A 25,112-nucleotide genomic window follows, 5' to 3' on the forward strand; every position below is an offset into this window, starting at 1 on the left:
AAGATAAAAAGACCCGCTAATTCATTCCCTAAGTAAAACTTCCTTACGGCCTGTTGTAATTTGTGACGGCCCTCAATATTTATAGAAGAGGAAATTATTTTTTCCCAGGTTTTCCATCGTGCGGCCCAAAAAACTGTGGCGGATGGTCTACCCAGCGATCTTCCCGCGTGGCGGCATAAACTGGATTGAGCGGATAGTAGATGCGGTTGTGCTTCTTGTTGGCCTCCCCCACCACCAGTAGCCGAACCTCTTCCTCTGTGTTGTTGATAAAGGTGTGGCACACCCCCGTTCCGGCGGGAAAGCCCACGCTGTCTCCGGGTTCGAGTTTCCACAAATAACCATTAATCCAGGCTTCAGGATAGCCCTCAAGCACGTAGATAAACTCTTCTTCGTCACTTTCCGCATGGGGATAGGACGTCCGACGCCCCGGCGGTAAACGTTCATGATGAATGCCTATACGCCTGAGGCCCAGGCTGCGCGCCAGCGGCGATCCAATGGAAAAAAGCTCGTTACTGTCGGGGTAGGTGGCGTCATCTGGCCCTTCTACGTCGCGCCAGTGCTTGATACAGTCTGGTTTTTTCATGGTTACATTCCCGGTTTGCGATGCGTCAGGTATAGCACAGCCTGGCGGATATCGGTGTTTTTGCCAGAACATGATAAAGTGAGGGTTTTATTTCCCAGAACATCCGAGGTGCTAAATGGATAAGTCCACAAAAGAGCTGTTAGCGCAGGCCGAAAAGCTGTGCGCGCAACGCAATGTGCGCCTGACCCCGCAGCGCCTTGAAGTCTTGCGCCTGATGAGCCTGCAACAGGGGGCGATCAGCGCCTACGATCTGCTCGACCTGCTTCGCGAAAGCGAGCCGCAGGCTAAACCGCCCACGGTGTATCGCGCGCTGGATTTCCTGCTGGAACAAGGGTTTGTGCATAAAGTCGAATCCACAAACAGCTATGTCCTGTGCCATCTTTTCGATCAGCCAACGCATACATCGGCCATGTTTATCTGCGATCGTTGCGGCGTAGTGAAAGAAGAGGGAGCGGAAGGCGTAGAGGACATTATGCACACGCTGGCGGCAAAAATGGGTTTTGCCCTGCGTCATAACGTGATTGAAGCGCACGGGCTGTGTTCTGCATGCGTTGAGGTGGAAGCCTGTCGGCATCAGGATGCGTGTCAGCACGACCACACTATTCTGGTGAAGAAAAAGCCGCGTTAAGGACAAAAAAAAGGCGGCTTAGAGCCGCCTGTGTGGGTCATTCAGCGCTACCAGCGGTAGTCGTTACGGGTTTCCCAGTCTTTGACTTCGTTTTCCGCCTGATCTTTCGCGTAGCCGTAACGTTCCTGAATTTTACCGACAAGCTGATCGCGCTTGCCTTCAATGACGGTCATATCGTCATCAGTCAGCTTACCCCACTGTTCTTTCGCTTTACCTTTGAACTGCTTCCAGTTGCCGCCGATTTCGTCTTTATTCATCATCGTGTCCTCTTAGTTAAGCGTCGGGTCGTAACGTCCGTTACGTTCTTTTCTGCTGGACGTGATAATAATTGTAGTTGAGGATTCGGCAGTTGATTTCATATTCGGAATCTTTAACCGTCACGATATATCGTGACGGGAAGGAAGCCAGGTATTATTTTGCCAGTGGCGATGCCAGATAAAGGCAAGCGAGAGGCCGCGCAGGGAGAGAAAGACCGCAAGCGCCAGCCACAAACCGTGATTACCCAGCCACGGAAGCGTCAGCAGCGTCAAACCAAACCCCGCCGCCGCAACCGCCATACTGTTGCGCATTTCCGCTCCGCGCGTCGCACCGATAAACATGCCGTCCAGCAGATAACACCACACTCCCCCCACCGGCAAGATCACCTGCCAGACGATGTAGTGGTCCGCCAGTTCGCGTAAAGCCGGGATCGAAGTGAGTAATGCAATAATGTGACGGCCAAAACAGGCATAAATCAGTGCAAACGTCAGCGCGACCAGTCCCGCTTGTCGACAGGCTGCCCGCCAGACATCCCTAAGCTGGCCACTTTCCCGCGCGCCGTACGCCTGCCCGGAATGCGCCTCAACGGCGTAGGCGAAGCCGTCCAGCGCGTAGGCGGTAAACGTCAGCAATGTCATCAGGACCGCATTCACCGCGACGATCTCAGGCCCAAGACGGGCACCAAAAACCGTCAATGCGCCAAAACAGAGTTGTAGCAGAAGCGAGCGCAGCATGATGTCACGGTTGAGCGCCAGCAGTTTACGGATATTGCCGCGCCATGCGGTTTTCAGCATTACGAGGGATATCCCGCGCAGGGCCAGCACGCGCCAGACCATCCACAGCCCAATGAGTAAGGTTCCGTATTCGGCAATCGCCGTCGCCAGTGCCGCCCCGCGCACGTCCATATGCAGGCCCATCACCAGCCAGAGATCGAGCACAATGTTGAGAAGGTTTCCCACGACCAGCAAAATCACTGGCGCACGGGCGTATTGCACACCCAGTAACCACCCCAGCAGAACCAGGTTTGCCAGCGAAGCGGGCGCGCTGAGCCAGCGGATTTCCAGGAAGCGACGCGCCTGCTCCAGTACCGCCTCGCTGCCACCAACGACATGGAGCGCAAGGTCTATCAGGGGCGTGCGCAGTAAAACAATGAGCGCCCCCGCGCCAAGCGCCAGGATCAGCGGCTGCACCAGCGCACGCGCCAGACGTAACGGATCTTTCGCACCATACGCCTGTGCCGTGAGCCCGGTAGTACTCATACGCAAAAAGAGCAGCAGCATAAACAGGAAGCTGGTTGCCGTCGCGCCAATCGCCACGCCGCCAAGATAAACAGGGGAATCGAGATGACCAATAACGGCCGTATCGACCAGACCCAGCAAGGGCACGGTGATATTGGAGAAAATCATCGGCAGGGCAAGACGCCACAATGCCTTATCAGATGCCGTCAGCAGTGACATGAGAGATACCGGGAAGGGTAAATGAAGCAGGCTACAGCGGAAGCGTAGCCTGTCAGGAAGAGATTACAGCCATTCGCCGTTACGAATCACGCCAACAGCCAGACCTTCAATAGAGAAGCTCTGTTCGCGGAGGTCGACCACAATCGGGGTGAACTCGTTGTTTTCGGGCAACAGCTGAACGGTGTTACCCTGTTTTTTCAGGCGCTTAACGGTCACTTCGTCATCAATGCGCGCAACCACCACCTGGCCGTTTCGCACATCCTGCGTTTTGTGAACGGCCAGAAGGTCGCCATCAAGAATGCCGATGTCTTTCATCGACATCCCGCTAACGCGCAGCAGAAAATCAGCGCTCGGCTTGAACATACCAGGATCGACCTGGTAGTGACCTTCAATATGCTGTTGTGCCAGCAGCGGTTCACCTGCGGCAACGCGGCCTATCAGCGGAATGCCCGTCTCTTCTTCCACCAGCAGGCGGATACCACGCGACGCGCCTGACACAATCTCAATCACACCCTTACGCGCCAGCGCTTTCAGGTGTTCCTCGGCAGCATTCGGAGAACGGAAACCCAGACGCTGCGCGATTTCCGCACGCGTGGGTGGCATACCCGTCTGGCCGATATGATCCCGAATGAGATCAAACACCTCTTGCTGCCTGGTCGTTAATGCTTTCATTCCGCCCCCTGGGTGTATATACAGTTATGCTGTGAGTATATACAGTCAAAGGCGATTTTGGAACCAAAAACTGCACAAAAAACCAGGGACTTAATTATTCCTCGAGCATCATCGGAAATGTGACCAAAGCAGCGTGACCCAGGTAATGGCTGCGGTGATAATCGCCAGCAGGACAGCGGCGGAGCCCATATCTTTCGCGCGGCCAGAGAGCTCGTGAAAATCAGAGCCGATTCGATCGACCACGGCCTCAATAGCGCTATTGAGAATTTCCACTATCATCACCAGAAGTACGGAACCGATGAGAAGCACGCGGGTAATGGCATCTACATCAAGGAAACAGGCGATGATAACCGCGACGATAGCGGCGACACCTTCCTGGCGAAAAGCAGCTTCATTGACCCACGCGGCACGGAAACCTTTCCATGAATAGCCGGCGGCTTTGATGATACGCGTCAACCCAGTGGTATTATTGGCCATTAAAAGAACCTTTTTTAAAAAAGAGCGTCAGTAACAGGAGCTGCAGCGCGTTTCGCTGCCGCCTGAAGTATGACGGGTAACAACAGAAATTTTGCGCGCTTTCTGTTATCCTTGCGCCGCAATTGCATTATTAACCAGAGGCTTTACATCGTTTATGTCCGGCTGGCCACGAATTTACTACAAATTACTTAATTTACCATTAAGCATACTGGTAAAAAGCAAGTCTATCCCAGCAGAACCCGCGCTGGAACTGGGGCTCGATACGTCGCGCCCTATTATGTACGTTTTGCCTTATAACTCTAAGGCAGACCTGCTAACGCTCCGTGCCCAGTGTCTGGCGCATGATTTACCCGATCCGCTTGAACCACTGGAAGTTGACGGCACTTTGCTGCCGCGCTACGTGTTCATTCACGGCGGGCCGCGCGTGTTTACCTATTACACACCGAAAGAAGAGTCCATCAAGCTGTTCCACGACTATCTCGACCTGCACCGCAGCAATCCTGACCTGGATGTGCAGATGGTGCCGGTATCGGTGATGTTTGGTCGCCGTCCGGGCCGCGAAAAAGGCGAAGAGAACCCGCCGCTGCGCATGCTTAACGGCATTCAGAAGTTCTTCGCGGTCTCCTGGCTGGGACGCGACAGCTTTGTGCGCTTCTCCCCTTCCGTCTCCCTTCGCCGAATGGCGGACGAGCACGGCACTGACAAGATCATCGCGCAAAAACTGGCGCGCGTGGCGCGTATGCACTTCGCCCGTCAGCGCCTGGCGGCCGTAGGGCCACGTCTTCCGGCGCGTCAGGACCTGTTCAACAAGCTGCTGGCCTCCAAAGCGATCGCCCGCGCCGTTGAAGACGAAGCGCGCAGCAAGAAAATTTCCCATGAGAAAGCCCAGCAGAATGCCATTGCGCTGATGGAAGAGATTGCCGCGAACTTCTCCTACGAGATGATTCGCCTGTCCGATCGTATTCTCGGCTTTACCTGGAACCGCCTGTATCAGGGCATCAACGTGCATAACGCTGAGCGTGTACGTCAGCTGGCGCACGATGGTCATGAGATTGTCTATGTCCCCTGCCACCGCAGCCACATGGACTACCTGCTTCTCTCCTACGTGCTCTATCACCAGGGACTGGTACCGCCGCACATTGCCGCCGGTATTAACCTGAACTTCTGGCCAGCAGGCCCGATTTTCCGCCGCCTGGGTGCGTTCTTTATTCGTCGTACCTTCAAGGGCAACAAGCTCTACTCCACCGTGTTCCGCGAGTATCTCGGCGAGCTGTTCAGCCGCGGCTACTCCGTAGAGTACTTCGTGGAGGGCGGGCGCTCCCGTACCGGTCGTCTGCTCGATCCGAAGACCGGCACGCTGTCGATGACCATTCAGGCGATGCTGCGCGGCGGTACGCGTCCAATCACGCTTGTGCCAATTTACATTGGCTATGAGCACGTGATGGAAGTGGGCACGTACGCCAAAGAACTGCGCGGCGCGACCAAAGAGAAAGAGAGCCTGCCGCAGATGCTGCGCGGCCTGAGCAAGTTACGCAACCTGGGTCAGGGCTACGTAAACTTTGGCGAGCCGATGCCGCTGATGACGTATCTGAACCATCATGTTCCGGATTGGCGCGAGTCTATCGATCCTATCGAAGCGGTGCGTCCGGCCTGGCTGACGCCAACGGTGAACGGTATCGCGTCCGAGCTGATGGTGCGCATTAACAACGCCGGTGCGGCCAATGCGATGAACCTGTGCTGTACGGCGCTGCTTGCTTCACGTCAGCGTTCCCTGACCCGTGAACAGCTCACGGAGCAGCTGGACTGCTATCTGGACATGATGCGCAACGTGCCGTACTCGGTTGATTCGACAGCCCCTTCTGCTACCGCCAGCGAGCTTATCGATCACGCGCTGCAGATGAATAAGTTCGAAGTCGAGAAAGATACGATCGGCGATATCATCATTCTGCCGCGCGAGCAGGCCGTACTGATGACGTACTACCGCAACAACATCGCTCATATGCTAATGCTGCCGTCGCTCATGGCGGCCATTATCACCCAGCATCGCCGTATTTCACGTCAGGAGCTGTTGCGCCACGTTGAGACGCTCTACCCGATGCTTAAAGCGGAGCTATTCCTGCGCTGGAGCAAGGAAGAGCTGGCCGTTGAGCTGGATAAACTGACGGAAGAGCTGCGCCGTCAGGGGCTGATCACCGTTGCGAACGACGAGCTGCACATCAATCCGTCACGCTCCCGTACCCTGCAACTGCTGGCGGCCGGTGCGCGCGAAACGCTGCAGCGCTACGCCATTACGTTCTGGCTGCTGAGCGCGAACCCGTCCATCAACCGCGGCACGCTGGAGAAAGAGAGCCGGACGCTGGCGCAGCGCCTGTCCGTTCTGCACGGCATTAACGCCCCGGAATTCTTCGACAAAGCGGTCTTCAGCTCGCTGGTGCTGACGCTGCGTGACGAAGGCTTCATCAGCGATACGGGCGATGCCGAGCCGGAAGAGACGCTGAAGGTTTACCAGATGCTGGCTGAACTGATTACCTCGGATGTGCGCTTGACGATTGAGAGCGCCACGCAGGGCGAGTAACACAATGCCGGGTTATGGCCCGGCCTGATGCCCTGGATAATAAAAAAGGCCCGGTAAGCGCTAACGCTACCGGGCCTTAGTTTTGAGCCTTGTTAAATCACCGCATTCAGCTCAGCAGCGTAAAGGCAATCATCCCGACAATGGCCCCGGTGGTGCCGAGGATGGTTTCCATCAGCGTCCAGGTTTTCAGGGTTTGCGCTTCGGTGGCGCCAGTAAACTTGCCGAACAGCCAGAAGCCAGCGTCGTTAACGTGAGAGACCACAATTGACCCGCCCGCGATGCAGATAGACAGCGCGGCCATCTGGGCACCGGAGTAGTTGAGCTGTTCAATCACCGGCATCACCAGACCCACGGCGGTTAAGCACGCCACGGTGGCGGAACCCTGAATGATACGCACCGCCGCAGCCAGCACGAAGCAGGTTACCGCAATCGGCAGGCCCATTCCGGTCAGTGCTTCACCCAGAGCCGGGCCCACGCCGGAATCCACCAGCACCTGTTTGAACACGCCGCCGGCACCGATCACCAGCAGGATAATACCCGCAGGCTGCAGCGCGGCACCACAGATCTCCATCACGCGGTCTTTCGGCATACCCTGGCGCATCGCCAGGCCGTAAATCGCCACCAGACACGCCACCAGAATCGCCGTAAACGGGTGACCGATGAACTCAAACCATTCGTACGCGGTAGAACCGACCGGCACAAAGCGCGCGGCAATGGTTTTCAGACCCACCAGCACCAGCGGGAGCAGGATCAAAGAAAGGCTAAAGCCGAATGACGGCATTTTGCCTTCGCCCAGGTGCGGCTCGGAGATGTCGTCCGGGATGTGCAACTCGACGTAGCGGCTGATGAAATTGCCCCACAGCGGCCCGGCGATAATCATCCCCGGGATGGCCGCACACAGGCCAATCAGGATCATCCAGCCAAAATCGGCGTGCATCTGGGAGGCCAGCAGCATCGGCGCCGGCCCTGGCAGCAGAAACGCCGCAGCCGCCGCCACGCCCGCAAACAGCGGAATGACCAGCTTCACGAGGTTAGTGCCGGTATGGCGCGCCATGGAGAAGGCGACGCTGATGAGCAGCACCACCGCCACTTCGAAGAACAGCGGCAGTGCGCAAATCAGACCGGCCAGGCCAATCGCGTAGTGCGCGCGGCTGTGCCCGAAGGATTTGAGCATTTTGACGGCAATCTGGTCGACCGCGCCCGTCTCATGCAGAATCTTGCCAAACATCGCGCCCAGCGCGACCACAATCGCCAGGAAGCCCAGCGTGCCTCCCATCCCTTTTTCCATCGTCGCGGCGATCTTGTCGAGCGGCATACCGGAAAAGAGACCTGCACCAATAGAAACCACCATCAAAGCAACGAAGGCGTGCATACGCGCCTTCATCACTAAAAACAGCAGCAGCAATACCGAACCCACTGCTGTCAAAACTAGCGTTAATGTACTCAAAACTTACTGCCTTTTGTTAATGACCTCGATGGTGCTGGCTACAACACCTTCCAGCGGCTGATCGATATCAACCACTAAGACGTCTTTTTCATCTTCACCCGGCTCCTGAAGCGCTTCGAACTGCGTCACCAGCATCTGGGTTTTAAAGAAGTGGCCTTTACGCGCTTTCAGACGGCTTTCAATCACCCCGAAATCGCCTTTCAGGTAGATGAACGAGAGGTTCGGATTGCCGTCGCGCAGCAGGTCGCGGTAGTTTTTTTTCAGCGCGGAGCAGACGATCAGGGAAACTTTGTTGGTGCGCTGCATCGCGAACGCGGCGTCATTCAGCGCCTGCAACCACGGTTTGCGGTCGTCATCGTTCAGCGGTTCGCCGGAGGCCATTTTCATGATGTTGCTGCGCGGATGGAGGAAGTCACCATCAAGAAACGCAGCCTGAAGTTGATGCGCCACTTCGCTCGCCACGGCAGATTTACCGCTACCGGACACGCCCATCAGGACGTAAACGTGGTGATCGTGATTAGTCGTGCTCAAAGGGTGTCCCTCAGTCAATTGTTACGGGTAACAGTTATCGGTAACATTGTCCTGCCGGGGCAAAAGAGAAGCAATATCCAAACGTGCGCGAAGTGAATAAGTGTGAGCTACTTCAAATTTGTCAGTTCAAATAGATCCACCCGGTGACAAGGTGAAACCTAAATCTAACATTTTAGGGGTAACCGTCTCTCCACGAATGCGCGCCAGCAGGCGTTCTGCGCCAATGCGGCCCATGCGTTCACGCGGTGTCAGAACGCTCGCCAGACGCGGCTCCATCACCTGACCAATATCGTGGCCGTGGAAGCCGGCAATCGCCATATCCTCAGGGATCTTCAACCCCAGACGCTGGCATTCGAACGCTGCACCGACCGCAAGGTCATCGTTGGTACAGAAAATACCGTCCAGTTGCGGATACTCGCGTCGTGCCTGACGCATCAGCTCAATACCCGAGGTGTAAGATGAGGACTGCTCAACCATCACGCTGTACGGGGTTAAATTTGCGTCGAGCATCGCCTGCTCGTATCCCTTCTGTTTGATGATAGTACGTTCATCAAGACGCGCACCCAGATAGGCAATATGACGATGACCGCGGGCGATGATCGCCGCTGTCATCTGACGAGCCGCTTCAAAGTTATCGAACCCAACGGCGATGTCGAGGCATGGCGACTGGCTGTCCATGAGTTCCACCACCGGAATACCGGCGACTTCAATCATTTTGAGCGTGCGGGCAGTGTGGGTACGTTCGGTTAAAATCAGGCCGTCAATGTTCCAGGAAAGCATTGATTCAAGACGTTCCTCTTCCAGTTCCGGCTTGTACCCGTAGTGGGCGAGCATGGTCTGATAGCCAAACGCATCGGTAACGCTTTCAATGCCGCGCAGAACTTCAGCGAAAACCTGGTTGGTCAGGGAAGGAAGCAGAACGCCCACCGCACGGCTGGTCGCATTGGAGAGAATATCGGGTGCGCGGTTGGGAATATAACCCAGTTCATCAAGGGCGGCGGCAATCTTGCCACGCAACGCCACGGAAACCTGTTCCGGGTTACGTAAAAAACGGCTGACCGTCATTTTGGTCACACCGACGCGATCGGCGACATCCTGAAGTACGGGGCGTTTCTTTTTCATCGTCCTGAGAAATCTTGAAGTGAGAGATTTGCTCAGTTTATCACGGACAAAGCTCAACCTTCCCCGTTTAAAGGGAAGGTTGAGAAATTATTTAGACCGGAGGCAGGTCAAACAGCAGGATTTCGCTTTCGCTGTCGGCGTGCACGGAGAGCGCCTGCTCATCCCAGACGGCCAGACCATCGGCGGTGGTGGCTTTGGTGCCGTTGATAGACACTTCCCCTTTCACCACCTGGATCCAGACGCGGCGGTTGGCGGCAATCTGGTGCACGGACTGTTCGTCTTTCGCCAACGCCCAGCGGTACAACTCCATATCCTGATGCACTTTCAGGGAACCTTCACGCGCGTCCGGGGACAGCACCAGCTGTTTGCCCTGTTTCGCGTCGAAGCGGCGCTGCTCGTAGCGTGGCGTGATGCCGGTCTCTTCTGGAATGATCCAGATTTGATACAGGTGCAGTTTTTCCGTTTTGCTCGGGTTGTACTCAGAGTGACGCACCCCGGTACCCGCGCTCATAATCTGGAACTCGCCCGCCGGCACCTGCTCTTTGTTGCCCATGCTGTCCTGGTGCTCAACCGCCCCTTCCAGCACGTAGGTCAGGATTTCCATGTCTTTGTGCGGGTGGGTACCGAAGCCCTGGCCTGCATCAATTACGTCGTCGTTAATCACGCGCAGCGCGGAGAAGCCCATGAAGTTCGGGTCGTAGTAGTCGGCAAACGAGAATGAATGCCATGAGTCCAGCCAGCCATGATTTGCGTGACCGCGTTCGTTTGCTTTGCGTAAGTAGATCATTGTTTTCACCCTCAGTTCGTTTCGATGGAGTAAGTGTGGACTCAAACGGTCGGGGATCATAGAGGGTGAAAATTGACTCCTCTGTTCAAAAATTATGAACAAGCCCAGAGGAGCCGTTTTTGCTTATTTCGCGAGGGTTACCGTGGCAGGAGAAGCCTGCTCGAAGGCCCGTTCAAGGATTTCAAGGTTGGTCAGAACGTCAGATTCCTTGACGTAATTCGGCGCGCCGCTGGTGAGGGTTTCATACAGTGCATCGTAGACGCGGCCATAGTCGCCGGTTTCCGGTTTCAGCTCTTCTTTGACCGTTACGCCCTCATCGTTCACATACTCCAGCACGCCCACGGAATCGTCCGCCGCAAAGCCCGGTTCGCCTGGCATGATGTTGGCCTTCAGGCTGGTCTCCTGCTGGTCAATGCCGTACTTAATGAACGAACCTTTGGTACCGTGAACGATAAATTTCGGGTAGTCGATTTTCACCAGGTGACTGGTTTTAACGATAGCCTTAAGGTCGCCGTAGAACAGCTGCGCCTCGAAGGTATCGTCCGGGTTGGCTTTATTGCGCAGGCTGCGAATGTCGTAAGCCACGTGGTCCGGGCGGCCAAACAGGGAGATGATCTGGTCCATGGTGTGTACGCCCAGACCATAGAACGAGCCGTCCTGCGGCAGGCCGGGCTGGGTTTCCGCCACCGGGCGGTAGTAATCGAAGTGGCTTTCGATTTCCACAATGTCGCCAAGCTTGCCGCTCTCAATCGCCTTTTTCGCCGTCAGAAAACAGCTGTCAAAGCGACGGTTCTGATACGGTGTGACGGTCAGCCCTTTGCTCTTCGCCAGCGTAAACAGCGCTTTTGCTTCGGCAATGGTCGGGGTGAACGGCTTTTCCACCAGCACGTTCTTGCCCGCTTCGAGCGCGCGTTTCGCATAGTCAAAATGGCTGTCGGCATGGGTGCAGACAACCACCAGCTTTACCTGCGGGTCATTCAATACTTCATCGAGATCGCTGGAGAAGTGAATGTGGGAGTACTGCGGGGATTGCTCTTCCGGCTTCGCGCGGCGGCGGTAGATATGGGCCACATGCCAGGTGTCTTTACGGTGGAGGACATACGGAAGGTGGTAACGCGTGGTGCTTTTGCCAAATCCAATAAATGCGCAATGTAGTGTCATGGCTCAGTCCTTTTGGAAGGTTACTGAATCTAACCATAACAAAAAAAAAGCCAGCGAGAAGCTGGCTAAAGTAATACTGGAAGCAATGTGAGCAATGTCGTGCTTTCAGGTTCCCGTAGGGGTCCTCCTGAATGCAAAGCAATAATAATCATTCTCATTCGCACTTGTCCAATACTTTTTGCAAAAAATAGCGGTTGACTCAAATTTTAAAGTCATTGATGTTGGAGGGGTCTTTTAACCGACTGAGGAACAAGGAATGAGTGAGATAGTGATACGCCACGCTGAACCGAGAGATTACGATGCCATTCGTCAGATCCACGCCCAGCCGGAGGTGTACCACAACACGCTACAGGTTCCTCATCCCTCAGAGCAGATGTGGCATGACCGGCTAACCGATCAGCCCGGCATTAAACAGCTGGTGGCTTGTATCGACGGGACCGTCGCCGGGCACCTGTGCATTGCCGTCGCACAACGCCCGCGCCGCAGCCACGTTGCCGATTTCGGCATTTGTGTGGGTGCGCAATGGCAAAATCGGGGCGTTGCCAGCGCGCTGATGCGAACCATGATTGATATGTGCGACAACTGGCTGCGCGTCGATCGCATTGAGTTAACGGTATTTGTTGATAACGAACCGGCAATCGCGGTGTACAAAAAGCACGGGTTCGAAATTGAAGGCACCGGCAAGCGCTACGCCCTGCGCAACGGCGAATATGTGGACGCGTACTTCATGGCGAGAATGAAGTGACTCACTCCCCTCTCCCCTATGGGGAGAGGGTTAGAGTGAGGGGAATAATCAATACCCCGCCGTCAAATCATCCACCGAACGCGGATCCGACGCGCCAAACAGCGCGCCGTCCGGCCCCACCATAATGCTCTGGGTGCTGCCCATCGCCTCTTTCACCGCAACCTTCTGTCCGCGCAGCTCCAGAAGCTTGATGGTGTCCGGGCTAAAGCCCTTTTCCACGCGCAGCTCGTCCGGCAGCCACTGGTGATGGAAACGCGGGGAGCTTGTCGCTTCGGCGACGTTCATCCCAAAGTCGATGCTGTTCACCACCATCTGCAGCACGGTAGTTATGATGCGGCTCCCGCCAGGGCTGCCGGTCACCAGCCAGGTTTTCCCGTCTTTCACCACGATGGTTGGCGACATGGACGACAGCGGACGCTTCTTCGGCCCCACCGCATTCGCATCGCCGCCGACCAGCCCGTAGACGTTTGGCACGCCCGGCTTGGCGGAGAAGTCATCCATCTCGTTGTTCAGCAGAATGCCGCTGTTGCCCGCTACGATCCCGGTACCAAAGGTAGTGTTGAGCGTGTAGGTCACCGCCACCGCATTGCCGTCTTTATCCACCACCGAGAAGTGCGTGGTCTGGTTGCTTTCATACGGCGCCAGCTTGCCGGGGCGGATCTCGCTCGACGGCTTAGCCTTGTTGATGTCGATCTGATCGGCAATGGATTTTGCATAGGCCTTGTTGGTCAGCGCCTGCCACGGCACCTTCACGAAGTCCGGATCGCCGAGGTATTCCGAGCGGTCGGCATAGGCGCGTTTTTCCGCCTCCGCCATCACCTGCATGGCATCCGCGCTGCCGAAGCCGAACTTGTGCATATCAAAGTTTTCAAGAATATTGAGGATCTGCACGATGTGAATGCCCCCGGAAGACGGCGGCGGCATGGAGAAGACCTCGTAGCCGCGGTAGGTGCCGCTAATCGGCTCGCGCTCGACCGCCCTGTATTCCGCCAGGTCAGCTTTGGTGATAAGCCCGCCGTTCTTCTGCATCTCTTCCGCAATCTGGTCGGCAATCGCCCCTTTGTAGAACGCGTCCGGGCCGTGCTCCGCAATCAGCTCCAGGCTTTTGGCGAGGTTCTTCTGCACCAGCTTATCGCCCTTCTTCAGCGGTTCACCGTCTTTCCAGAAGATCGCCTTGCTGTTTTCGTGATTGGGAATCACTTCACTGCCGTAGGTTTTGAGGTCGTCCGCCAGGGCGTCATTGACCACAAAGCCCTCCCGCGCCAGCCTGATGGCAGGCTGCACCACCTTGTTCAGCGGCATCGTGCCGTATTTTTCCAGCGCCAGCGAGAAGCCCGCAACGGTGCCCGGCGTGCCGGAGGCGAGGTGCGAGGTCAGGGATTTTTTGCTGTCCGGGTTGCCCTGGTCGTCGAGGAACATATCGCGGGACGCCTGAGAAGGCGCCATTTCGCGGAAGTCGATGGCCGTGGTTTTGCCGTCTTTGGTGCGCAGCATCATAAAGCCGCCGCCGCCCAGATTCCCCGCCTGCGGATGCGTTACCGCCAGCGCATAGCCGACGGCGACCGCTGCATCCACCGCGTTACCGCCCTGCTTAAGAATATCGACGCCCACTTGGGTCGCCAGCGCGTCAACTGAGGCCACCATGCCGTGCGTGGCCCGCACGGGGTGAAAAACATCCTCCTCCACGCCGTAAGAGACGGGAGGAGCGGCGGGCGGGTTGGCCGCCACGGTAAATGTGCCGCCTGCCATCAGCGCGGCGATGGCGACCCAGCGCAAGAAGGTTGGTTTCATGATTATTGTTCTCCAGGTGAAGGGATCCATATTCCCCGCTTAAGCCTGGTTCACAACTCCTAAAAAATCATCGTCATGGTGAAATCAGGGTAAACTTAAGAGAGGCCTCAAGAGGAGGAAATGACAATGAAACGCTTGATGATTATTGCGGCGCTGATCCCGTTTGCCGCGCTCGCACAGCCACTCAACACCCTAAACAACCCAAACCAGCAGGGTTACGTTATCCCGAGCCAGCAGCGCATGCAGACCGAGATGATGAGCCAGCAACAGCAGCAGAAAGGGATGCTCAATCAGCAGCTGAGAACGCAGACCCAGATGCAGCAGCAGAGCCTGCAAAACCAGATGAACGCCAACACCCAGCGCGTGCAGCAGGGACAGGTGCGCGAGCAGCCGCTGCCAAATAAAAACGGCGGGATGTTAGGGGGCGGGATGTCGCAAAGCAGCGGTCAGCAGCATATGCTGCCGACCCAGCAGAACGGCAGTATGCTCAATAAATAAATTTCGGGCCGATCTGGTCAATCGCATCGGTACAGATACTGTCCACGCCCCAGCGCAGCAGCTCGGCTGCGCGCTGGGGTTTGTTAACGGTGTAGACCAGAATATGCAGACCCGCGTCTTTCAGCATTTTCACCCGCGCCTCATCCAGCAGCTTGTGGTTCAGATGGATAGAGACGCAGCCTAAGCGACCCGTCAGTTCACGCCAGTCCTCACGCCACTCGTCCAGCAGCAGCCCGCGCGGCAGCTCAGGTACAGCTGCCTGTGCGGCCTCCAGCGCGTCGGTGTCAAACGACGACAGCAGCGGCGCGGTCATGCCTTCCCACAACTCGCGCGCGGCAAGGGCAATCACTTTGCCCGTCAGCGGCCCGGTGCCGGTGGTCGGTTTGATTTCGATGTTCGCCATCATGCCGTGCTGGCGACAGCGATCGGCCACTTCCGCCAGCAGGGGCAGCGGTTCGCCTTTGAACTCGCCGCTATACCAGCTTCCGGCGTCCACCTTCAGCAGATCGCGCCACGGCAGTTCACCCGCCACGCCCCAGCCGTTGCTGGTGCGTTCAAGGTTGTCGTCATGCAACAGGAAAATTTCGCCGTCCTTCGACAGCTTGGCGTCGAACTCGATCATCGTGTGGCCGTAGCGCGCGCCGACATCGATCGCCGCCAGCGTATTTTCCGGGGCCAGCTTACCGCCGCCGCGGTGGGCGACGACGTGGGGATAAGGCCAGTTGCTCATACTCGTTGTCCTGTTTCACCGTCAAAAAGGTGCAGATGGTTTTCCGGCAGGTGGAGCCACAGCGTGCTGCCCGCTTTCGGGCGCTCCTGATGCGCCAGGCGCACCACCATTTTTTGCTCGCCCCAGCGCCCGTGCGCCAGGTTATCTGCACCCAACATCTCCAGCGTGTCCATCACCAGCGGCACGCCGCCGTCCGCCTGAGAGGTTAAACCAATATGCTCGGGGCGGATACCGAGCGTCATCTTACGCCCGGCGTAGCCACGATAGTACCAGTTGATCGGCAGCGCCATCCCGCTTTCCAGTTCAAAGTGGGTGCCCGCGCTGCTGATGCGCCCTTCCAGCAGGTTCATCGCCGGGCTGCCGATAAAGCTCGCCACAAAGCGGGTGGCCGGTTTTTCGTACACTTCCACCGGGGTGCCAATCTGCTCGGCAACGCCTTTGTTCATTACCATCACGCGCTGGGCGAGGGTCATCGCTTCGACCTGATCGTGGGTCACGTACAGTGACGTGGTTTTCAGACGACGGTGCAGCTGCTGCAGCTCAAGGCGCATCTGTACGCGCAGCTTGGCGTCGAGGTTAGACAGCGGCTCGTCGAACAGGAATACCGCTGGGTCACGCACGATAGCGCGCCCCATTGCCACGCGCTGGCGCTGGCCGCCGGAGAGCTCGCGCGGACGGCGCTTCAGCAGGCCATCCAGTTCCAGAATGCGCGCGGCCTCTTTCACGCGCTCGTCTATATGGCCTTTGCCCATGCCGCGAATTTTCAGCCCCCAGGCCATGTTCTCTTCCACGCTCATGTGCGGATAGAGGGCGTAGTTCTGGAACACCATCGCGATGCCCCTGTCTTTCGGCTCCATCTCGGTGACGCGCTGGCGGTCAATCCAGATATCCCCGGACGTGACGCGCTCCAGCCCCGCCACCATGCGCAGCAGCGTGGACTTCCCGCAGCCGGACGGGCCGACCATCACGATAAATTCGCCGTCCGCCACGTCAAGCGTCAGCGGCTGAATGACCTGGGTTTTACCGTCCCAGCTTTTGGTAACTGCCTGAAGTTTTAAACCTGCCATCTTATTTCTCGCTATCGACCAGGCCGCGGACAAACGCGCGCTGCATGGCTAAAACAATGACTACGGGTGGGATTAGGGTGAGCAGCATCGCCGCCATCACCTGGTTCCAGAGGGTGGTGCCTTCGCCGGTGGCAATCATGCCTTTGATGCCCGCCACGGCGGTGCCGAGGTTGACGTCCTGAATAATCAGCAGCGGCCACAGGTACTGGTTCCAGCCGTAGATAAAGGTGATCACAAACAGCGCCGCAAGGTTGGTTTTCGACAGCGGCAGCACGATGTCGCGGAAGAAGCGCATCGGGGAGGCGCCGTCGATGCGCGCAGCCTCAATCAGCTCGTCCGGCAGGGTCATAAAGAACTGGCGGAACAGGAAGGTGGCGGTCGCCGAGGCCATCAGCGGCAGGGTTAAGCCCGCGTAGCTGTCCAGCATCTTCAGGTTGGCAATCACCTCCACCGTCGGGAAGATACGCACCTCCACCGGCAGCATCAGGGTGATGAAAATCATCCAGAAGAACAGGTTACGCAGCGGAAAGCGAAACCAGACGATGGCGAAGGCCGAGAGCATCGACACCGTGATTTTGCCCACCGTAATGCCGAACGCCATGATGAAGCTGTTGAGCATCATCAGCCAGAACGGCGCGCTGTTGGCGCCCACGCCCTGGGTCCAGATGGTTTTCATGTTCTCGAAAAGATGCCCGCCCGGGATCAGCGTCATCGGCGTGTCGAACACCGCTTTGGTGTCCAGCGTGGCGGCGACAAAGGCCACGTACAGCGGGAACAGGATGACGATAATCCCTAAAATCAGCATGGTATGGCTGAAAATCGTCAGCCCGCGACGGTTCTCAATCATTGGTAGCGCACCTTACTTTCAACATAGCGGAACTGCACCACCGTGAGGATGATGACGAGGAACATCAGCACGACGGACTGGGCGGCAGAAGCAGAGAGATCCAGCCCCGCAAAACCTTCGCGGTAGATCTTATAAATAAGCGTCGTTGTCGCCTGCACCGGGCCGCCTGCGGTGGCCGCGTCGATCACCGGGAAGGTGTCGAAGAAGGCGTACACGAGGTTAACCACCAGCAGGAAGAAGCTCACCGGGGCAATCAGCGGCAGGGACAGCCTGAAGAAGCGGCGGATCGGGCCTGCGCCGTCAATTGCCGCGGCCTCCACCAGCGAGCGCGGAATGGACTGCAGCGCGGCAAAGAAAAACAGGAAATTATAGCTGATCTGCTTCCACACCGAGGCGAACACCACCAGGAACATTGCCTGACCGCTGTTCTGGGCGTGGTTCCAGTCGTAGCCGAACTCTGCCAGGAAGTGAGTAATCAGCCCGCGTCCGGGGTTAAACAGGAAGATCCACAGCACAGCGGCAACGGCGGGGGCCACGGCGTAAGGCAGCAGCATCAGGGTCTGATACAGGCGGCTGCCGCGCACCACGTAATCCACCAGCGCGGCGAAAAACAGCGAGGCAACAAGACCGCTCACGGTCACCAGCGCGCTGAATTTCATCGTCGTCCAGAAGGAGTCCAGGTAGTAGCTGTCATGGAACAGCGCGGTAAAGTTGTCCAGCCCGACGAACTGGCTGGAGAGCCCGAACGGATCGACGCTTTGTACCGAGTACCACAGCGCTTCGCCCGCAGGCCAGATAAAGAAGATAACGGTGATGACCAGCTGAGGCGCGACCAACAGGTACGGCAGCCAGCGGGAGCGAAACACCGGACGGGATGAAGACATGGAGATTGGGTTCCTGAACAATGCCGGGTGGCGGCTGCGCCTTACCCGGCCTGGATGGGGCACGTCGTAAGCCCGGTAAGCGCAGCGCCACCGGGCGAATCACAAATTACGATTTCGTCGACTGCTCAAAGCGGCGCAGCAGCTGATTCCCGCGCTCTACTGCGGAATCCAGCGCCTGCTGTGGCGTTTTCTTCCCGGTCCAGACGCTTTCCAGCTCTTCATCTACGATGGTGCGGATCTGCGGCATGTTGCCCAGACGCAGGCCTTTAGTGAACGGCAACGGCGGCTTGTTCAGCATCTGACGCGTCGCGATGTCCGCACCCGGGTTTTTGCTGTAGAAGCCCTGCTCGCGGGTCAGATCGTACGCGGCTTTGGTGATCGGCAGGTAGCCGGTCTTCTGGTGCCACTCGGCGGCATTTTCCGGCTTCGCCAGGAAGTCGAGGAACTCGGCGACGCCTTTATAGGTGCCCTTATCTTTACCCTGCATCACCCACAGGCTCGCCCCGCCGATGATGGCGTTCTGCGGCGCGCCTTTTACGTCGGCGTCGTACGGCATCATGCCCACGCCGTAGTTGAATTTGGCGTAGTGGCGGATATCCGCCAGCGAGCCGGACGAGGCGGTGGTAATGGCGCAGTCGCCGTTGTAGAACTTCTCGGTGGATTCGTCTTTACGCCCGAAGTAGCTGAAGTCGCCCTTCTTGTTCAGATCGGCAAGCAGCGCAATGTGCTTCACCTGCTCCGGCTTGTTGAACTCGAGTACCGCATCGGTGCCGTCGAAGCCATTGTTTTTGGTGGCAACCGGCAGGCCGTGCCAGGCGCTGAAGTTTTCAATCTGGATCCAGCCCTGCCAGCCGCTGGCGTAGCCGCACTTCATCCCCGCCGCTTTCAGCTTCGCGGTGTATTCGGCCAGGTCCTGCCAGGTTTTTGGCGGCTGCTCCGGATCTAAACCGGCTTTTTTGAAGGCGTCTTTGTTGTAGTACAGCACCGGCGTGGAGCTGTTAAACGGCTGGGACAGCAGGTGACCGGTTTTAGAATCGGTGTAGTAACCCGCTACGGTCGGCACGAACCGGGATTCATCGAAGTTGATACCCGCTTCTTTGAACACTTCGTAGACCGGCTTGATGGCTTTCGAGGCCATCATGGTCGCGGTGCCCACTTCATAAACCTGTAACAGTGCAGGCGCGTTGCCGGTACGGAAGGCGGCAATGCCCGCGCTCAGGCTCTGCTCGTAGTTACCTTTGTACACCGGCACAATTTTGTAATCCGGGTGGGTGTCGTTGAAACGCTGCGCCAGGGAGTCAACCTCTTTACCCAACTCCCCTTCCATGGAATGCCAGAACGGAATGGTGGTCACAGCCATTGCGTTCGTCGCAAAAGCCAGACCCAGTGCCAGACTCAAAGCTGTGTGTCGTAACGATGTCATTGTCATCTCTCTTATTGTGCCGGATGCGCGATATCACGCGTTTTATGCTCGCGAGGTAACATGACATGCTCGAATGACAGAAAAATAACTGTTTGTTTACAGATAAGTGACAGTAAAGGGTCAGGGGGATGATGGTTGTGTGAAGGGGTTAATGCAAAAAAAGCCGGGTCGCGGCTGCGCCTTACCCGGCCTACATGGTATCCGTAGGCCCGGTAAGCGTAGCGCCACCGGGCAATACAGACGGCTCAGCCGCCCAGATACGCGCTCCGCACCGCTTCGTTCGCCAGCAGCGCGTCGCCGGTGTCTTCCAGCACCACGCGGCCGTTCTCCAGCACGTAGCCACGGTCAGCGAGCTTCAGCGCCTGGTTGGCGTTCTGCTCGACGAGGAAGATGGTCATCCCCTCTTTGCGCAGCTGCTCAATGGTGTCGAATATCTGCTGGATGATGATTGGTGCCAGGCCGAGCGACGGCTCGTCCAGCAGCAGCAGGCGCGGCTGGCTCATCAGCGCGCGGCCAATCGCCAGCATCTGCTGTTCACCGCCGGACATGGTGCCCGCACGCTGAATGCGGCGCTCCCACAGACGCGGGAAGAGTTCGTACACCCACTTGATGCGGTTCTGGTATTCATCGCGGTGAGCGAAGAACCCGCCCATCGCCAGGTTCTCTTCAACCGTCATGCGGGAGAAGACGCGGCGCCCTTCCGGGACAATAGCCACCGCCTCACGCATGATTCTGGCGGTCTGCCAGTCGGTAATGTCTTTACCATCGAACACAATCCGCCCGCTGGTGGCGCGCGGGTCGCCGCACAGGGTGCCGAGCAGCGTGGTTTTGCCCGCGCCGTTGGCGCCAATCAGGGTGACGATTTCACCCTGATTGATGTGCAGGCTGACGTCGTGCAGCGCCTGGATCTTGCCGTAGTGCGCATTGACCTTGTCGAACGTTAACATCGCTTTTTCCATCTTATGCCTCACCAAGGTATGCGCGGATCACGTCCGGGTTGTTGCGGATCTCTTCCGGCGTGCCGTTTGCCAGCGGCGTGCCCTGGTTTACCACGTAGATACGGTCCGAAATACCCATTACCAGCTTCATGTCGTGCTCAATCAGCAGGATGGTGGTGTCGTGATGATCGCGCAGCTCGGCAATCAGCTCGTCCAGCTCTTTGGTCTCTTTTGGGTTGAGGCCCGCCGCCGGTTCGTCAAGCATCAGGATCTCCGGCTGGGTCACCATGCAGCGCACAATCTCCAGCCGACGCTGATCGCCATAGGCCAGGTTGCTCGCCTGCCGGTTGGCGTGCTGCAGCAGGCCGATGCGGTCGAGCCAGGTGGCGGCGCGGTCGAGCGCCTCCTCCTGCGCGCGGCGGAAGGCCGGGGTTTTCAGCAGGCCGGAGAACAGGCCGGTTTTCAGCTGCTGATGCTGTGCCACCAGCAGGTTCTCAATCACCGTCATCTCGCGGAACAGGCGCACGTGCTGGAAGGTACGTACCACGCCCATGCGGGCAATCTGCTGGCCCGGCAGCCCTTCCAGGTGCTGGTCGCGCAGCATGATGGTGCCGCCCGTCGGCTTGTAGAAACCGGTCAGGCAGTTAAAGACCGTGGTTTTCCCCGCGCCGTTCGGGCCAATCAGGGAGACGATCTCTTTTTTATGCAGGTCCAGGTTCACGTTGTTGACCGCCAGCAGGCCGCCAAAACGCATCATCAGACCGTTTACGGATAATAATGGCTGACTCATGCCTGCTCTCCTTTCGCTTCCACATTCTTAAGCTTCAGCTGTGGACGCGTCATCGGCAGCAGACCCTGCGGACGCCAGATCATCATCAGCACCATCAAACCACCCAGCATCAGCATGCTGTATTCGTTAAAGTCGCGCATCAGCTCGCGGGAGACCACCAGCAGGATGGCCGCGAGGATAACGGCGAACTGCGAGCCCATCCCGCCGAGTACCACAATCGCCAGCACAAAGGCCGATTCGGCAAAGGTGAACGACTCGGGGCTGACGAAGCCCTGACGCGCGGCGAACAGCGTGCCGGCGAAACCGGCAAACGCGGCGCTGATGGTGAACGCGGTCAGCTTGATGCGGGTCGGGTTCAGGCCCAGAGAGCGGCAGGCGATCTCATCTTCGCGCAGCGCTTCCCACGCTCGGCCCAGCGGCATACGCAGCAGGCGGTTGATCACGAACAGGGTGATGACCACCAGCAGCAGCGCCACCAGATAGAGCCAGATCACACGGTCAGAGGGATCATATTTGATGCCGAAGAAGTTGCTGAAGGTATCCCAGCCGCCTTCGCGGGCGGTACGGCTGAACTCCAGGCCAAAGAAGGTCGGTTTTGGGATCTGGCTGATGCCGTTCGGTCCGCCGGTCACTTCGGTGTTGTTGAGCAGCAGGATACGGACGATTTCGCCGAAGCCTAAGGTCACAATCGCCAGATAGTCGCCGCGCAGACGCAGCACCGGGAAGCCGAGCAGGAAGCCCGCGGCGGCAGAGACCAGCCCCGCCAGCGGCAGGCAGGTCCAGAAGCCCAGGCCGTAATAGTGGTTCAGCAGCGCGAAGGTGTACGCGCCGATAGCGTAGAAACCGCCGTAGCCCAGCACCAGCAGGCCGGACAGTCCCACCACCACGTTCAGACCGAGGCCGAGGATCACGTAAATCATGGTCAGGGTGGCGATGTCCACCGTGCCGCGCGACACCATAAACGGCCACGCCACGGCAGCCACCAGCAGCGCCACGAGGAACAGCTTCTGCTTAACGGTAGAACCGTCGATAGCCGGCAGGACGAATTTCGGTCCGGAGACATTTTTCAGCGTTTTCTGGAACAGCGGGCGCAGCAGTTGGAACAGGAACACCACGGCGGTGCCGATAAAGACCCACTGCCAGCGAATATCAGCTGCAGTATCGACAACGAGTTTGGTGCCATTCAGCTCAAGCTGGACGCCCATGAAGACGCTGGCCAGCACGAAGAACATGGCGGCAGAGAGCAGCGCCATTGCAAAATGCATCGGTTTCATACTTTCTCTACCTCCGGACGGCCCAGAATACCGGTAGGCATCACCAGCAGAACCAGAATCAGCAGGGCAAACGACACCACGTCTTTATATTCGGTGCTCAGGTACGCCGAGGAGAGCGCTTCCGCCACGCCCAGGATCAGGCCGCCGATCATCGCGCCCGGAATGCTGCCGATGCCGCCCAGCACCGCCGCGGTGAAGGCTTTCATCCCGGCCATAAAGCCGATGTACGGGTTAATTACGCCGTAGAACTGGCCGAGCAGCACGCCAGCTACCGCCGCCATCGCCGCGCCAATCACGAAGGTCAGGGCGATTACGCGGTCGGTGTTGATGCCGAGCAGGCTCGCCATCTTCAGGTCTTCCGCGCACGCGCGGCAGGCGCGTCCCATGCGGGAGTAGCGGATGAACAGGGTCAGGGCGAGCATGGCGACAAAGGTCACGACCCAGATCACCAGCTGCATCGTGGTAATAGAGGCAGAGAAGTTTTCGCTGGCCCCCACAATCCACTGGCCGTTAAACAGGCTTGGCAACGCCACGTCGCGCGAACCTTCGGTCAGGCTGACGTAGTTTTGCAGGAAGATCGACATCCCGATCGCGGAAATCAGCGCAATAAGACGCTTGGAGCTGCGCACCGGCCGGTAGGCCACGCGTTCGATGCTCCAGCCGTAGGCGCTGGCGATCACGATCGCGCCAACAAACCCGGCGGCGACCAGCAGCCAGCTGCTGTCGATGCCCATCATCATCAGCGCGGCGATAATCATAAAGGAGACGTAGCTACCGATCATGTACACCTCGCCGTGGGCGAAGTTGATCATGCCGATAATGCCGTAAACCATCGTATAGCCGATGGCGATCAGCGCGTAGGTGCTTCCCAGCGTGACGCCGTTAAACATCTGCTGCAAAAAGTAGAGAAACTGCTCGGACATATGCAAACCTTTTTATACCCGCCCGGTGAGCCGGGCGGTGGGATAATTATTTGGCGACCGAGGACGAACCGTCGGCGTGCCACTTAAAGACACCAAACTCAAATCCCTTCAGATCGCCTTTCTCATCCCAGTTCAGCGGCCCAATCACGGTGTTCGCCCCGTGTGCTTTTAAATCTTTCACCAGATCCAGCGGCTCTTTGCTGCCGGTACGCTCCAATGCGGTTGCCAGAGACTGCACGGCAGCGTAGGTGATCCAGACGTATGGACCACTCGGATCTTTCTTCTGCGCCTTGAGCGCATCCACGATAGCCTTGTTGGCCGGATCCTGGTCATAGCGTTTTGGCATCGTCACCAGCATGCCTTCGGCAGAATCCCCTGCGATGTTTGACAGGGAGGCGTTGCCCACGCCCTCTGGCCCCATAAACTGGGTTTTCAGACCGGTGGCGCGCGCCTGGCGCAGCATCTGGCCCATTTCCGGGTAGTAGCCGCCGTAGTAGACGAAGTCGATGTTCTCTTTTTGCAAACGGGCGATCAGCGCGGAGAAGTCTTTTTCGCCTGCGGTAATGCCGTCGAAGAAGACGATGTTCGCGCCGCCTTTTTTCAGGCCGTCCTGCACGGAGCGCGCCAGGCCTTCGCCGTACTGCTGCTTGTCATGAATGATGGCGATACGCTGTGGCTTAACGGTCTCGAGGATGTATTTGGCCGCGGTTGGCCCCTGGGAGGAGTCCAGCCCGGCGGTACGCATGATGTGCTGGTAACCGCGCTGGGTCAGCTCTGGGTTGGTGGCGCCCGGAGTGATCATCAAAATACCTTCGTCTTCGTAAATATCGGACGCGGGCTGGGTGGAGGATGAGCACAGGTGGCCGATGACGTACTGAATCCCGTCGTTGACGATTTTGTTGGCGACCGCAACGGCCTGTTTCGGATCGCAGGCGTCGTCATACTCCACGCCTACCAGCTTGTCGCCCTTGATGCCGCCTTTGGCGTTGATGTCTTTGATGGCCTGACGCGCGCCGTTAAACTCCATGTCACCCCACTGGGCAACAGGGCCGGACATCGCACCGACTACCGCAACTTTAATCTCTTCCGCCATGGCCGCATGCGAGATCGCCAGTGCAACCATTCCCGCGATAAATGTCTTCGCGTTCCTTTTCATCTCAGAATCCCCATTCGTGATGTCGTGTTTATATTTTGTTTTATTATGGTTAAAAAGCATTCTGTACTTTTAATGAACAACGCTATTTTTACCAGTGCCTTTAATGGTTTAGCGCAGTTTTTTGTCAAAAACCAGACTAAAATCTCTATTTTTCAGGCGATTAAGGAAAGATAATATTCTGAAATCAGGCAGAGATAAACAAATAAAAGTGCAGTTTGCAGCATAAAATAACGGTACAAAGCGCCGAATAAATCGCTGCCATTCAGGTTAAAATTCTGCTTATTTTTCGATCCATGTGTTTTCACACTGCCCATTGCATTGCTAAAAAACTAATCACCTGGTTAATGA

General features: G+C 57.4%; 25 protein-coding genes and 1 pseudogene. 4 read left to right on the forward strand and 22 right to left on the reverse strand.

The features are described from left to right. Positions 1–94: 94 nt before the first annotated feature. Positions 95–583 carry a cupin domain-containing protein gene (locus AC2FAJ_RS19410; RefSeq protein WP_045260944.1) on the reverse strand — a complete coding sequence of 163 codons (489 nt, stop codon included), beginning with the start codon at positions 581–583 and terminating at the stop codon, positions 95–97. A 115-nt stretch (positions 584–698) separates the two neighbouring features. Between AC2FAJ_RS19410 and zur the strand changes: the two genes are divergently transcribed. Next, the gene (gene zur, locus AC2FAJ_RS19415) at positions 699–1,211 is read left to right on the forward strand and encodes a zinc uptake transcriptional repressor Zur (protein WP_163333482.1); all 513 of its coding nucleotides are present in this window, start codon (positions 699–701) and stop codon (positions 1,209–1,211) included. 47 nt (positions 1,212–1,258) lie between these two features. Here the strand turns inward: zur and AC2FAJ_RS19420 are convergent, their stop codons facing one another. From AC2FAJ_RS19420 to AC2FAJ_RS19440, 5 genes and pseudogenes are all read right to left on the reverse strand, one after another. Further along, positions 1,259–1,468: a CsbD family protein gene (locus AC2FAJ_RS19420; protein ID WP_014882139.1), complete on the reverse strand. Its 210-nt coding sequence runs from the start codon at positions 1,466–1,468 to the stop codon at positions 1,259–1,261. A 49-nt stretch (positions 1,469–1,517) separates the two neighbouring features. Next, a pseudogene (locus AC2FAJ_RS19425) lies at positions 1,518–1,592 on the reverse strand (hypothetical protein); the annotation flags it as partial. Beyond that, entirely contained in the window at positions 1,589–2,926 is a 1,338-nt protein-coding gene (dinF, locus tag AC2FAJ_RS19430) for an MATE family efflux transporter DinF (RefSeq protein WP_485454426.1), read from the reverse strand. The gene dinF and the pseudogene AC2FAJ_RS19425, both read right to left, overlap by 4 nt. Before the next feature lie 63 nt (positions 2,927–2,989). Beyond that, complete coding sequence (gene lexA / locus AC2FAJ_RS19435) at positions 2,990–3,598, reverse strand: transcriptional repressor LexA (protein ID WP_028015162.1); 609 nt, start codon at positions 3,596–3,598, stop codon at positions 2,990–2,992. Positions 3,599–3,706: 108 nt separating this feature from the next. After that, complete coding sequence (locus AC2FAJ_RS19440) at positions 3,707–4,075, reverse strand: diacylglycerol kinase (RefSeq protein WP_014830281.1); 369 nt, start codon at positions 4,073–4,075, stop codon at positions 3,707–3,709. Positions 4,076–4,229: 154 nt separating this feature from the next. Between AC2FAJ_RS19440 and plsB the strand changes: the two genes are divergently transcribed. After that, entirely contained in the window at positions 4,230–6,650 is a 2,421-nt protein-coding gene (gene plsB, locus AC2FAJ_RS19445; protein ID WP_028015161.1) for a glycerol-3-phosphate 1-O-acyltransferase PlsB, read from the forward strand. A 106-nt stretch (positions 6,651–6,756) separates the two neighbouring features. On the opposite strand, the gene gntU is transcribed toward plsB, so the two are convergent. The 5 genes from gntU to AC2FAJ_RS19470 all read right to left on the reverse strand — a co-directional run bounded on the left by gntU (position 6,757) and on the right by AC2FAJ_RS19470 (position 11,698). Then, complete coding sequence (gntU, locus tag AC2FAJ_RS19450; RefSeq protein ID WP_023295539.1) at positions 6,757–8,097, reverse strand: gluconate transporter; 1,341 nt, start codon at positions 8,095–8,097, stop codon at positions 6,757–6,759. Between the two features lie 3 nt (positions 8,098–8,100). Further along, positions 8,101–8,628, reverse strand: a complete 528-nt coding sequence (gene gntK / locus AC2FAJ_RS19455; protein WP_028015160.1) for a gluconokinase — start codon at positions 8,626–8,628, stop codon at positions 8,101–8,103. 126 nt (positions 8,629–8,754) lie between these two features. Further along, the gene (gene gntR / locus AC2FAJ_RS19460; RefSeq protein WP_014882133.1) at positions 8,755–9,750 is read right to left on the reverse strand and encodes a gluconate operon transcriptional repressor GntR; all 996 of its coding nucleotides are present in this window, start codon (positions 9,748–9,750) and stop codon (positions 8,755–8,757) included. 91 nt (positions 9,751–9,841) lie between these two features. Then, complete coding sequence (locus AC2FAJ_RS19465; protein ID WP_003861565.1) at positions 9,842–10,537, reverse strand: pirin family protein; 696 nt, start codon at positions 10,535–10,537, stop codon at positions 9,842–9,844. A 123-nt stretch (positions 10,538–10,660) separates the two neighbouring features. After that, positions 10,661–11,698 carry an oxidoreductase gene (locus tag AC2FAJ_RS19470; RefSeq protein ID WP_485454427.1) on the reverse strand — a complete coding sequence of 346 codons (1,038 nt, stop codon included), beginning with the start codon at positions 11,696–11,698 and terminating at the stop codon, positions 10,661–10,663. Positions 11,699–11,954: 256 nt separating this feature from the next. Between AC2FAJ_RS19470 and yhhY the strand changes: the two genes are divergently transcribed. After that, complete coding sequence (yhhY, locus tag AC2FAJ_RS19475; RefSeq protein ID WP_028015158.1) at positions 11,955–12,443, forward strand: N-acetyltransferase; 489 nt, start codon at positions 11,955–11,957, stop codon at positions 12,441–12,443. 48 nt (positions 12,444–12,491) lie between these two features. On the opposite strand, the gene ggt is transcribed toward yhhY, so the two are convergent. Further along, complete coding sequence (gene ggt, locus AC2FAJ_RS19480; protein WP_485454428.1) at positions 12,492–14,234, reverse strand: gamma-glutamyltransferase; 1,743 nt, start codon at positions 14,232–14,234, stop codon at positions 12,492–12,494. A 126-nt stretch (positions 14,235–14,360) separates the two neighbouring features. On the opposite strand from ggt, the gene AC2FAJ_RS19485 reads away from it, so the two are divergent. Next, the gene (locus AC2FAJ_RS19485; RefSeq protein ID WP_041911550.1) at positions 14,361–14,732 is read left to right on the forward strand and encodes a DUF2756 family protein; all 372 of its coding nucleotides are present in this window, start codon (positions 14,361–14,363) and stop codon (positions 14,730–14,732) included. On the opposite strand, the gene ugpQ is transcribed toward AC2FAJ_RS19485, so the two are convergent. The 10 genes from ugpQ to livK form a co-directional block, all read right to left on the reverse strand. Continuing rightward, the gene (gene ugpQ, locus AC2FAJ_RS19490) at positions 14,722–15,462 is read right to left on the reverse strand and encodes a glycerophosphodiester phosphodiesterase (protein WP_047366853.1); all 741 of its coding nucleotides are present in this window, start codon (positions 15,460–15,462) and stop codon (positions 14,722–14,724) included. The two genes, AC2FAJ_RS19485 and ugpQ, sit on opposite strands and share 11 nt — an antisense overlap. Next, positions 15,459–16,529: a sn-glycerol-3-phosphate import ATP-binding protein UgpC gene (locus AC2FAJ_RS19495; RefSeq protein ID WP_047362620.1), complete on the reverse strand. Its 1,071-nt coding sequence runs from the start codon at positions 16,527–16,529 to the stop codon at positions 15,459–15,461. Before AC2FAJ_RS19495 ends, ugpQ begins: the two co-directional genes overlap by 4 nt. A gap of 1 nt (position 16,530) precedes the next feature. Further along, positions 16,531–17,376: a sn-glycerol-3-phosphate ABC transporter permease UgpE gene (gene ugpE, locus AC2FAJ_RS19500; RefSeq protein WP_028015153.1), complete on the reverse strand. Its 846-nt coding sequence runs from the start codon at positions 17,374–17,376 to the stop codon at positions 16,531–16,533. Continuing rightward, positions 17,373–18,260: a sn-glycerol-3-phosphate ABC transporter permease UgpA gene (gene ugpA / locus AC2FAJ_RS19505; RefSeq protein WP_023618241.1), complete on the reverse strand. Its 888-nt coding sequence runs from the start codon at positions 18,258–18,260 to the stop codon at positions 17,373–17,375. Before ugpA ends, ugpE begins: the two co-directional genes overlap by 4 nt. A 106-nt stretch (positions 18,261–18,366) precedes the next feature. After that, positions 18,367–19,683, reverse strand: a complete 1,317-nt coding sequence (gene ugpB, locus AC2FAJ_RS19510) for a sn-glycerol-3-phosphate ABC transporter substrate-binding protein UgpB (RefSeq protein ID WP_045631382.1) — start codon at positions 19,681–19,683, stop codon at positions 18,367–18,369. A 245-nt stretch (positions 19,684–19,928) separates the two neighbouring features. Further along, positions 19,929–20,642 (reverse strand): high-affinity branched-chain amino acid ABC transporter ATP-binding protein LivF, encoded by a 714-nt coding sequence (livF, locus tag AC2FAJ_RS19515; RefSeq protein WP_080339204.1) that lies wholly within the window; start codon positions 20,640–20,642, stop codon positions 19,929–19,931. Between the two features lies 1 nt (position 20,643). After that, entirely contained in the window at positions 20,644–21,411 is a 768-nt protein-coding gene (gene livG, locus AC2FAJ_RS19520) for a high-affinity branched-chain amino acid ABC transporter ATP-binding protein LivG (protein ID WP_028015149.1), read from the reverse strand. Beyond that, positions 21,408–22,685 carry a branched chain amino acid ABC transporter permease LivM gene (gene livM, locus AC2FAJ_RS19525; RefSeq protein WP_041911555.1) on the reverse strand — a complete coding sequence of 426 codons (1,278 nt, stop codon included), beginning with the start codon at positions 22,683–22,685 and terminating at the stop codon, positions 21,408–21,410. Before livM ends, livG begins: the two co-directional genes overlap by 4 nt. Further along, positions 22,682–23,608, reverse strand: coding sequence for a high-affinity branched-chain amino acid ABC transporter permease LivH (gene livH, locus AC2FAJ_RS19530; RefSeq protein ID WP_028015147.1), 927 nt, complete (start codon positions 23,606–23,608; stop codon positions 22,682–22,684). The genes livM and livH overlap by 4 nt, the downstream gene beginning before the upstream one ends. Positions 23,609–23,654: 46 nt before the next feature. Next, positions 23,655–24,764 carry a high-affinity branched-chain amino acid ABC transporter substrate-binding protein LivK gene (gene livK, locus AC2FAJ_RS19535; protein WP_028015146.1) on the reverse strand — a complete coding sequence of 370 codons (1,110 nt, stop codon included), beginning with the start codon at positions 24,762–24,764 and terminating at the stop codon, positions 23,655–23,657. Between the last annotated feature and the right edge of the window lie 348 nt (positions 24,765–25,112).

The sequence above is a fragment of the Enterobacter cloacae complex sp. 385G4 genome (assembly GCF_057320665.1).

Excerpts from the sequence above, each read along its gene's own strand:
- AC2FAJ_RS19410 (WP_045260944.1), bottom strand. The coding sequence starts at position 583 with ATGAAAAAACCAGACTGTATCAAGCACTGGCGCGACGTAGAAGGGCCA.
- zur (WP_163333482.1), top strand. The coding sequence starts at position 699 with ATGGATAAGTCCACAAAAGAGCTGTTAGCGCAGGCCGAAAAGCTGTGC.
- AC2FAJ_RS19420 (WP_014882139.1), bottom strand. The coding sequence starts at position 1,468 with ATGAATAAAGACGAAATCGGCGGCAACTGGAAGCAGTTCAAAGGTAAA.
- dinF (WP_485454426.1), bottom strand. The coding sequence starts at position 2,926 with ATGTCACTGCTGACGGCATCTGATAAGGCATTGTGGCGTCTTGCCCTG.
- lexA (WP_028015162.1), bottom strand. The coding sequence starts at position 3,598 with ATGAAAGCATTAACGACCAGGCAGCAAGAGGTGTTTGATCTCATTCGG.
- AC2FAJ_RS19440 (WP_014830281.1), bottom strand. The coding sequence starts at position 4,075 with ATGGCCAATAATACCACTGGGTTGACGCGTATCATCAAAGCCGCCGGC.
- plsB (WP_028015161.1), top strand. The coding sequence starts at position 4,230 with ATGTCCGGCTGGCCACGAATTTACTACAAATTACTTAATTTACCATTA.
- gntR (WP_014882133.1), bottom strand. The coding sequence starts at position 9,750 with ATGAAAAAGAAACGCCCCGTACTTCAGGATGTCGCCGATCGCGTCGGT.
- AC2FAJ_RS19465 (WP_003861565.1), bottom strand. The coding sequence starts at position 10,537 with ATGATCTACTTACGCAAAGCAAACGAACGCGGTCACGCAAATCATGGC.
- AC2FAJ_RS19470 (WP_485454427.1), bottom strand. The coding sequence starts at position 11,698 with ATGACACTACATTGCGCATTTATTGGATTTGGCAAAAGCACCACGCGT.
- yhhY (WP_028015158.1), top strand. The coding sequence starts at position 11,955 with ATGAGTGAGATAGTGATACGCCACGCTGAACCGAGAGATTACGATGCC.
- ggt (WP_485454428.1), bottom strand. The coding sequence starts at position 14,234 with ATGAAACCAACCTTCTTGCGCTGGGTCGCCATCGCCGCGCTGATGGCA.
- AC2FAJ_RS19485 (WP_041911550.1), top strand. The coding sequence starts at position 14,361 with ATGAAACGCTTGATGATTATTGCGGCGCTGATCCCGTTTGCCGCGCTC.
- ugpQ (WP_047366853.1), bottom strand. The coding sequence starts at position 15,462 with ATGAGCAACTGGCCTTATCCCCACGTCGTCGCCCACCGCGGCGGCGGT.
- AC2FAJ_RS19495 (WP_047362620.1), bottom strand. The coding sequence starts at position 16,529 with ATGGCAGGTTTAAAACTTCAGGCAGTTACCAAAAGCTGGGACGGTAAA.
- ugpE (WP_028015153.1), bottom strand. The coding sequence starts at position 17,376 with ATGATTGAGAACCGTCGCGGGCTGACGATTTTCAGCCATACCATGCTG.
- ugpA (WP_023618241.1), bottom strand. The coding sequence starts at position 18,260 with ATGTCTTCATCCCGTCCGGTGTTTCGCTCCCGCTGGCTGCCGTACCTG.
- ugpB (WP_045631382.1), bottom strand. The coding sequence starts at position 19,683 with ATGACATCGTTACGACACACAGCTTTGAGTCTGGCACTGGGTCTGGCT.
- livF (WP_080339204.1), bottom strand. The coding sequence starts at position 20,642 with ATGGAAAAAGCGATGTTAACGTTCGACAAGGTCAATGCGCACTACGGC.
- livG (WP_028015149.1), bottom strand. The coding sequence starts at position 21,411 with ATGAGTCAGCCATTATTATCCGTAAACGGTCTGATGATGCGTTTTGGC.
- livM (WP_041911555.1), bottom strand. The coding sequence starts at position 22,685 with ATGAAACCGATGCATTTTGCAATGGCGCTGCTCTCTGCCGCCATGTTC.
- livH (WP_028015147.1), bottom strand. The coding sequence starts at position 23,608 with ATGTCCGAGCAGTTTCTCTACTTTTTGCAGCAGATGTTTAACGGCGTC.
- livK (WP_028015146.1), bottom strand. The coding sequence starts at position 24,764 with ATGAAAAGGAACGCGAAGACATTTATCGCGGGAATGGTTGCACTGGCG.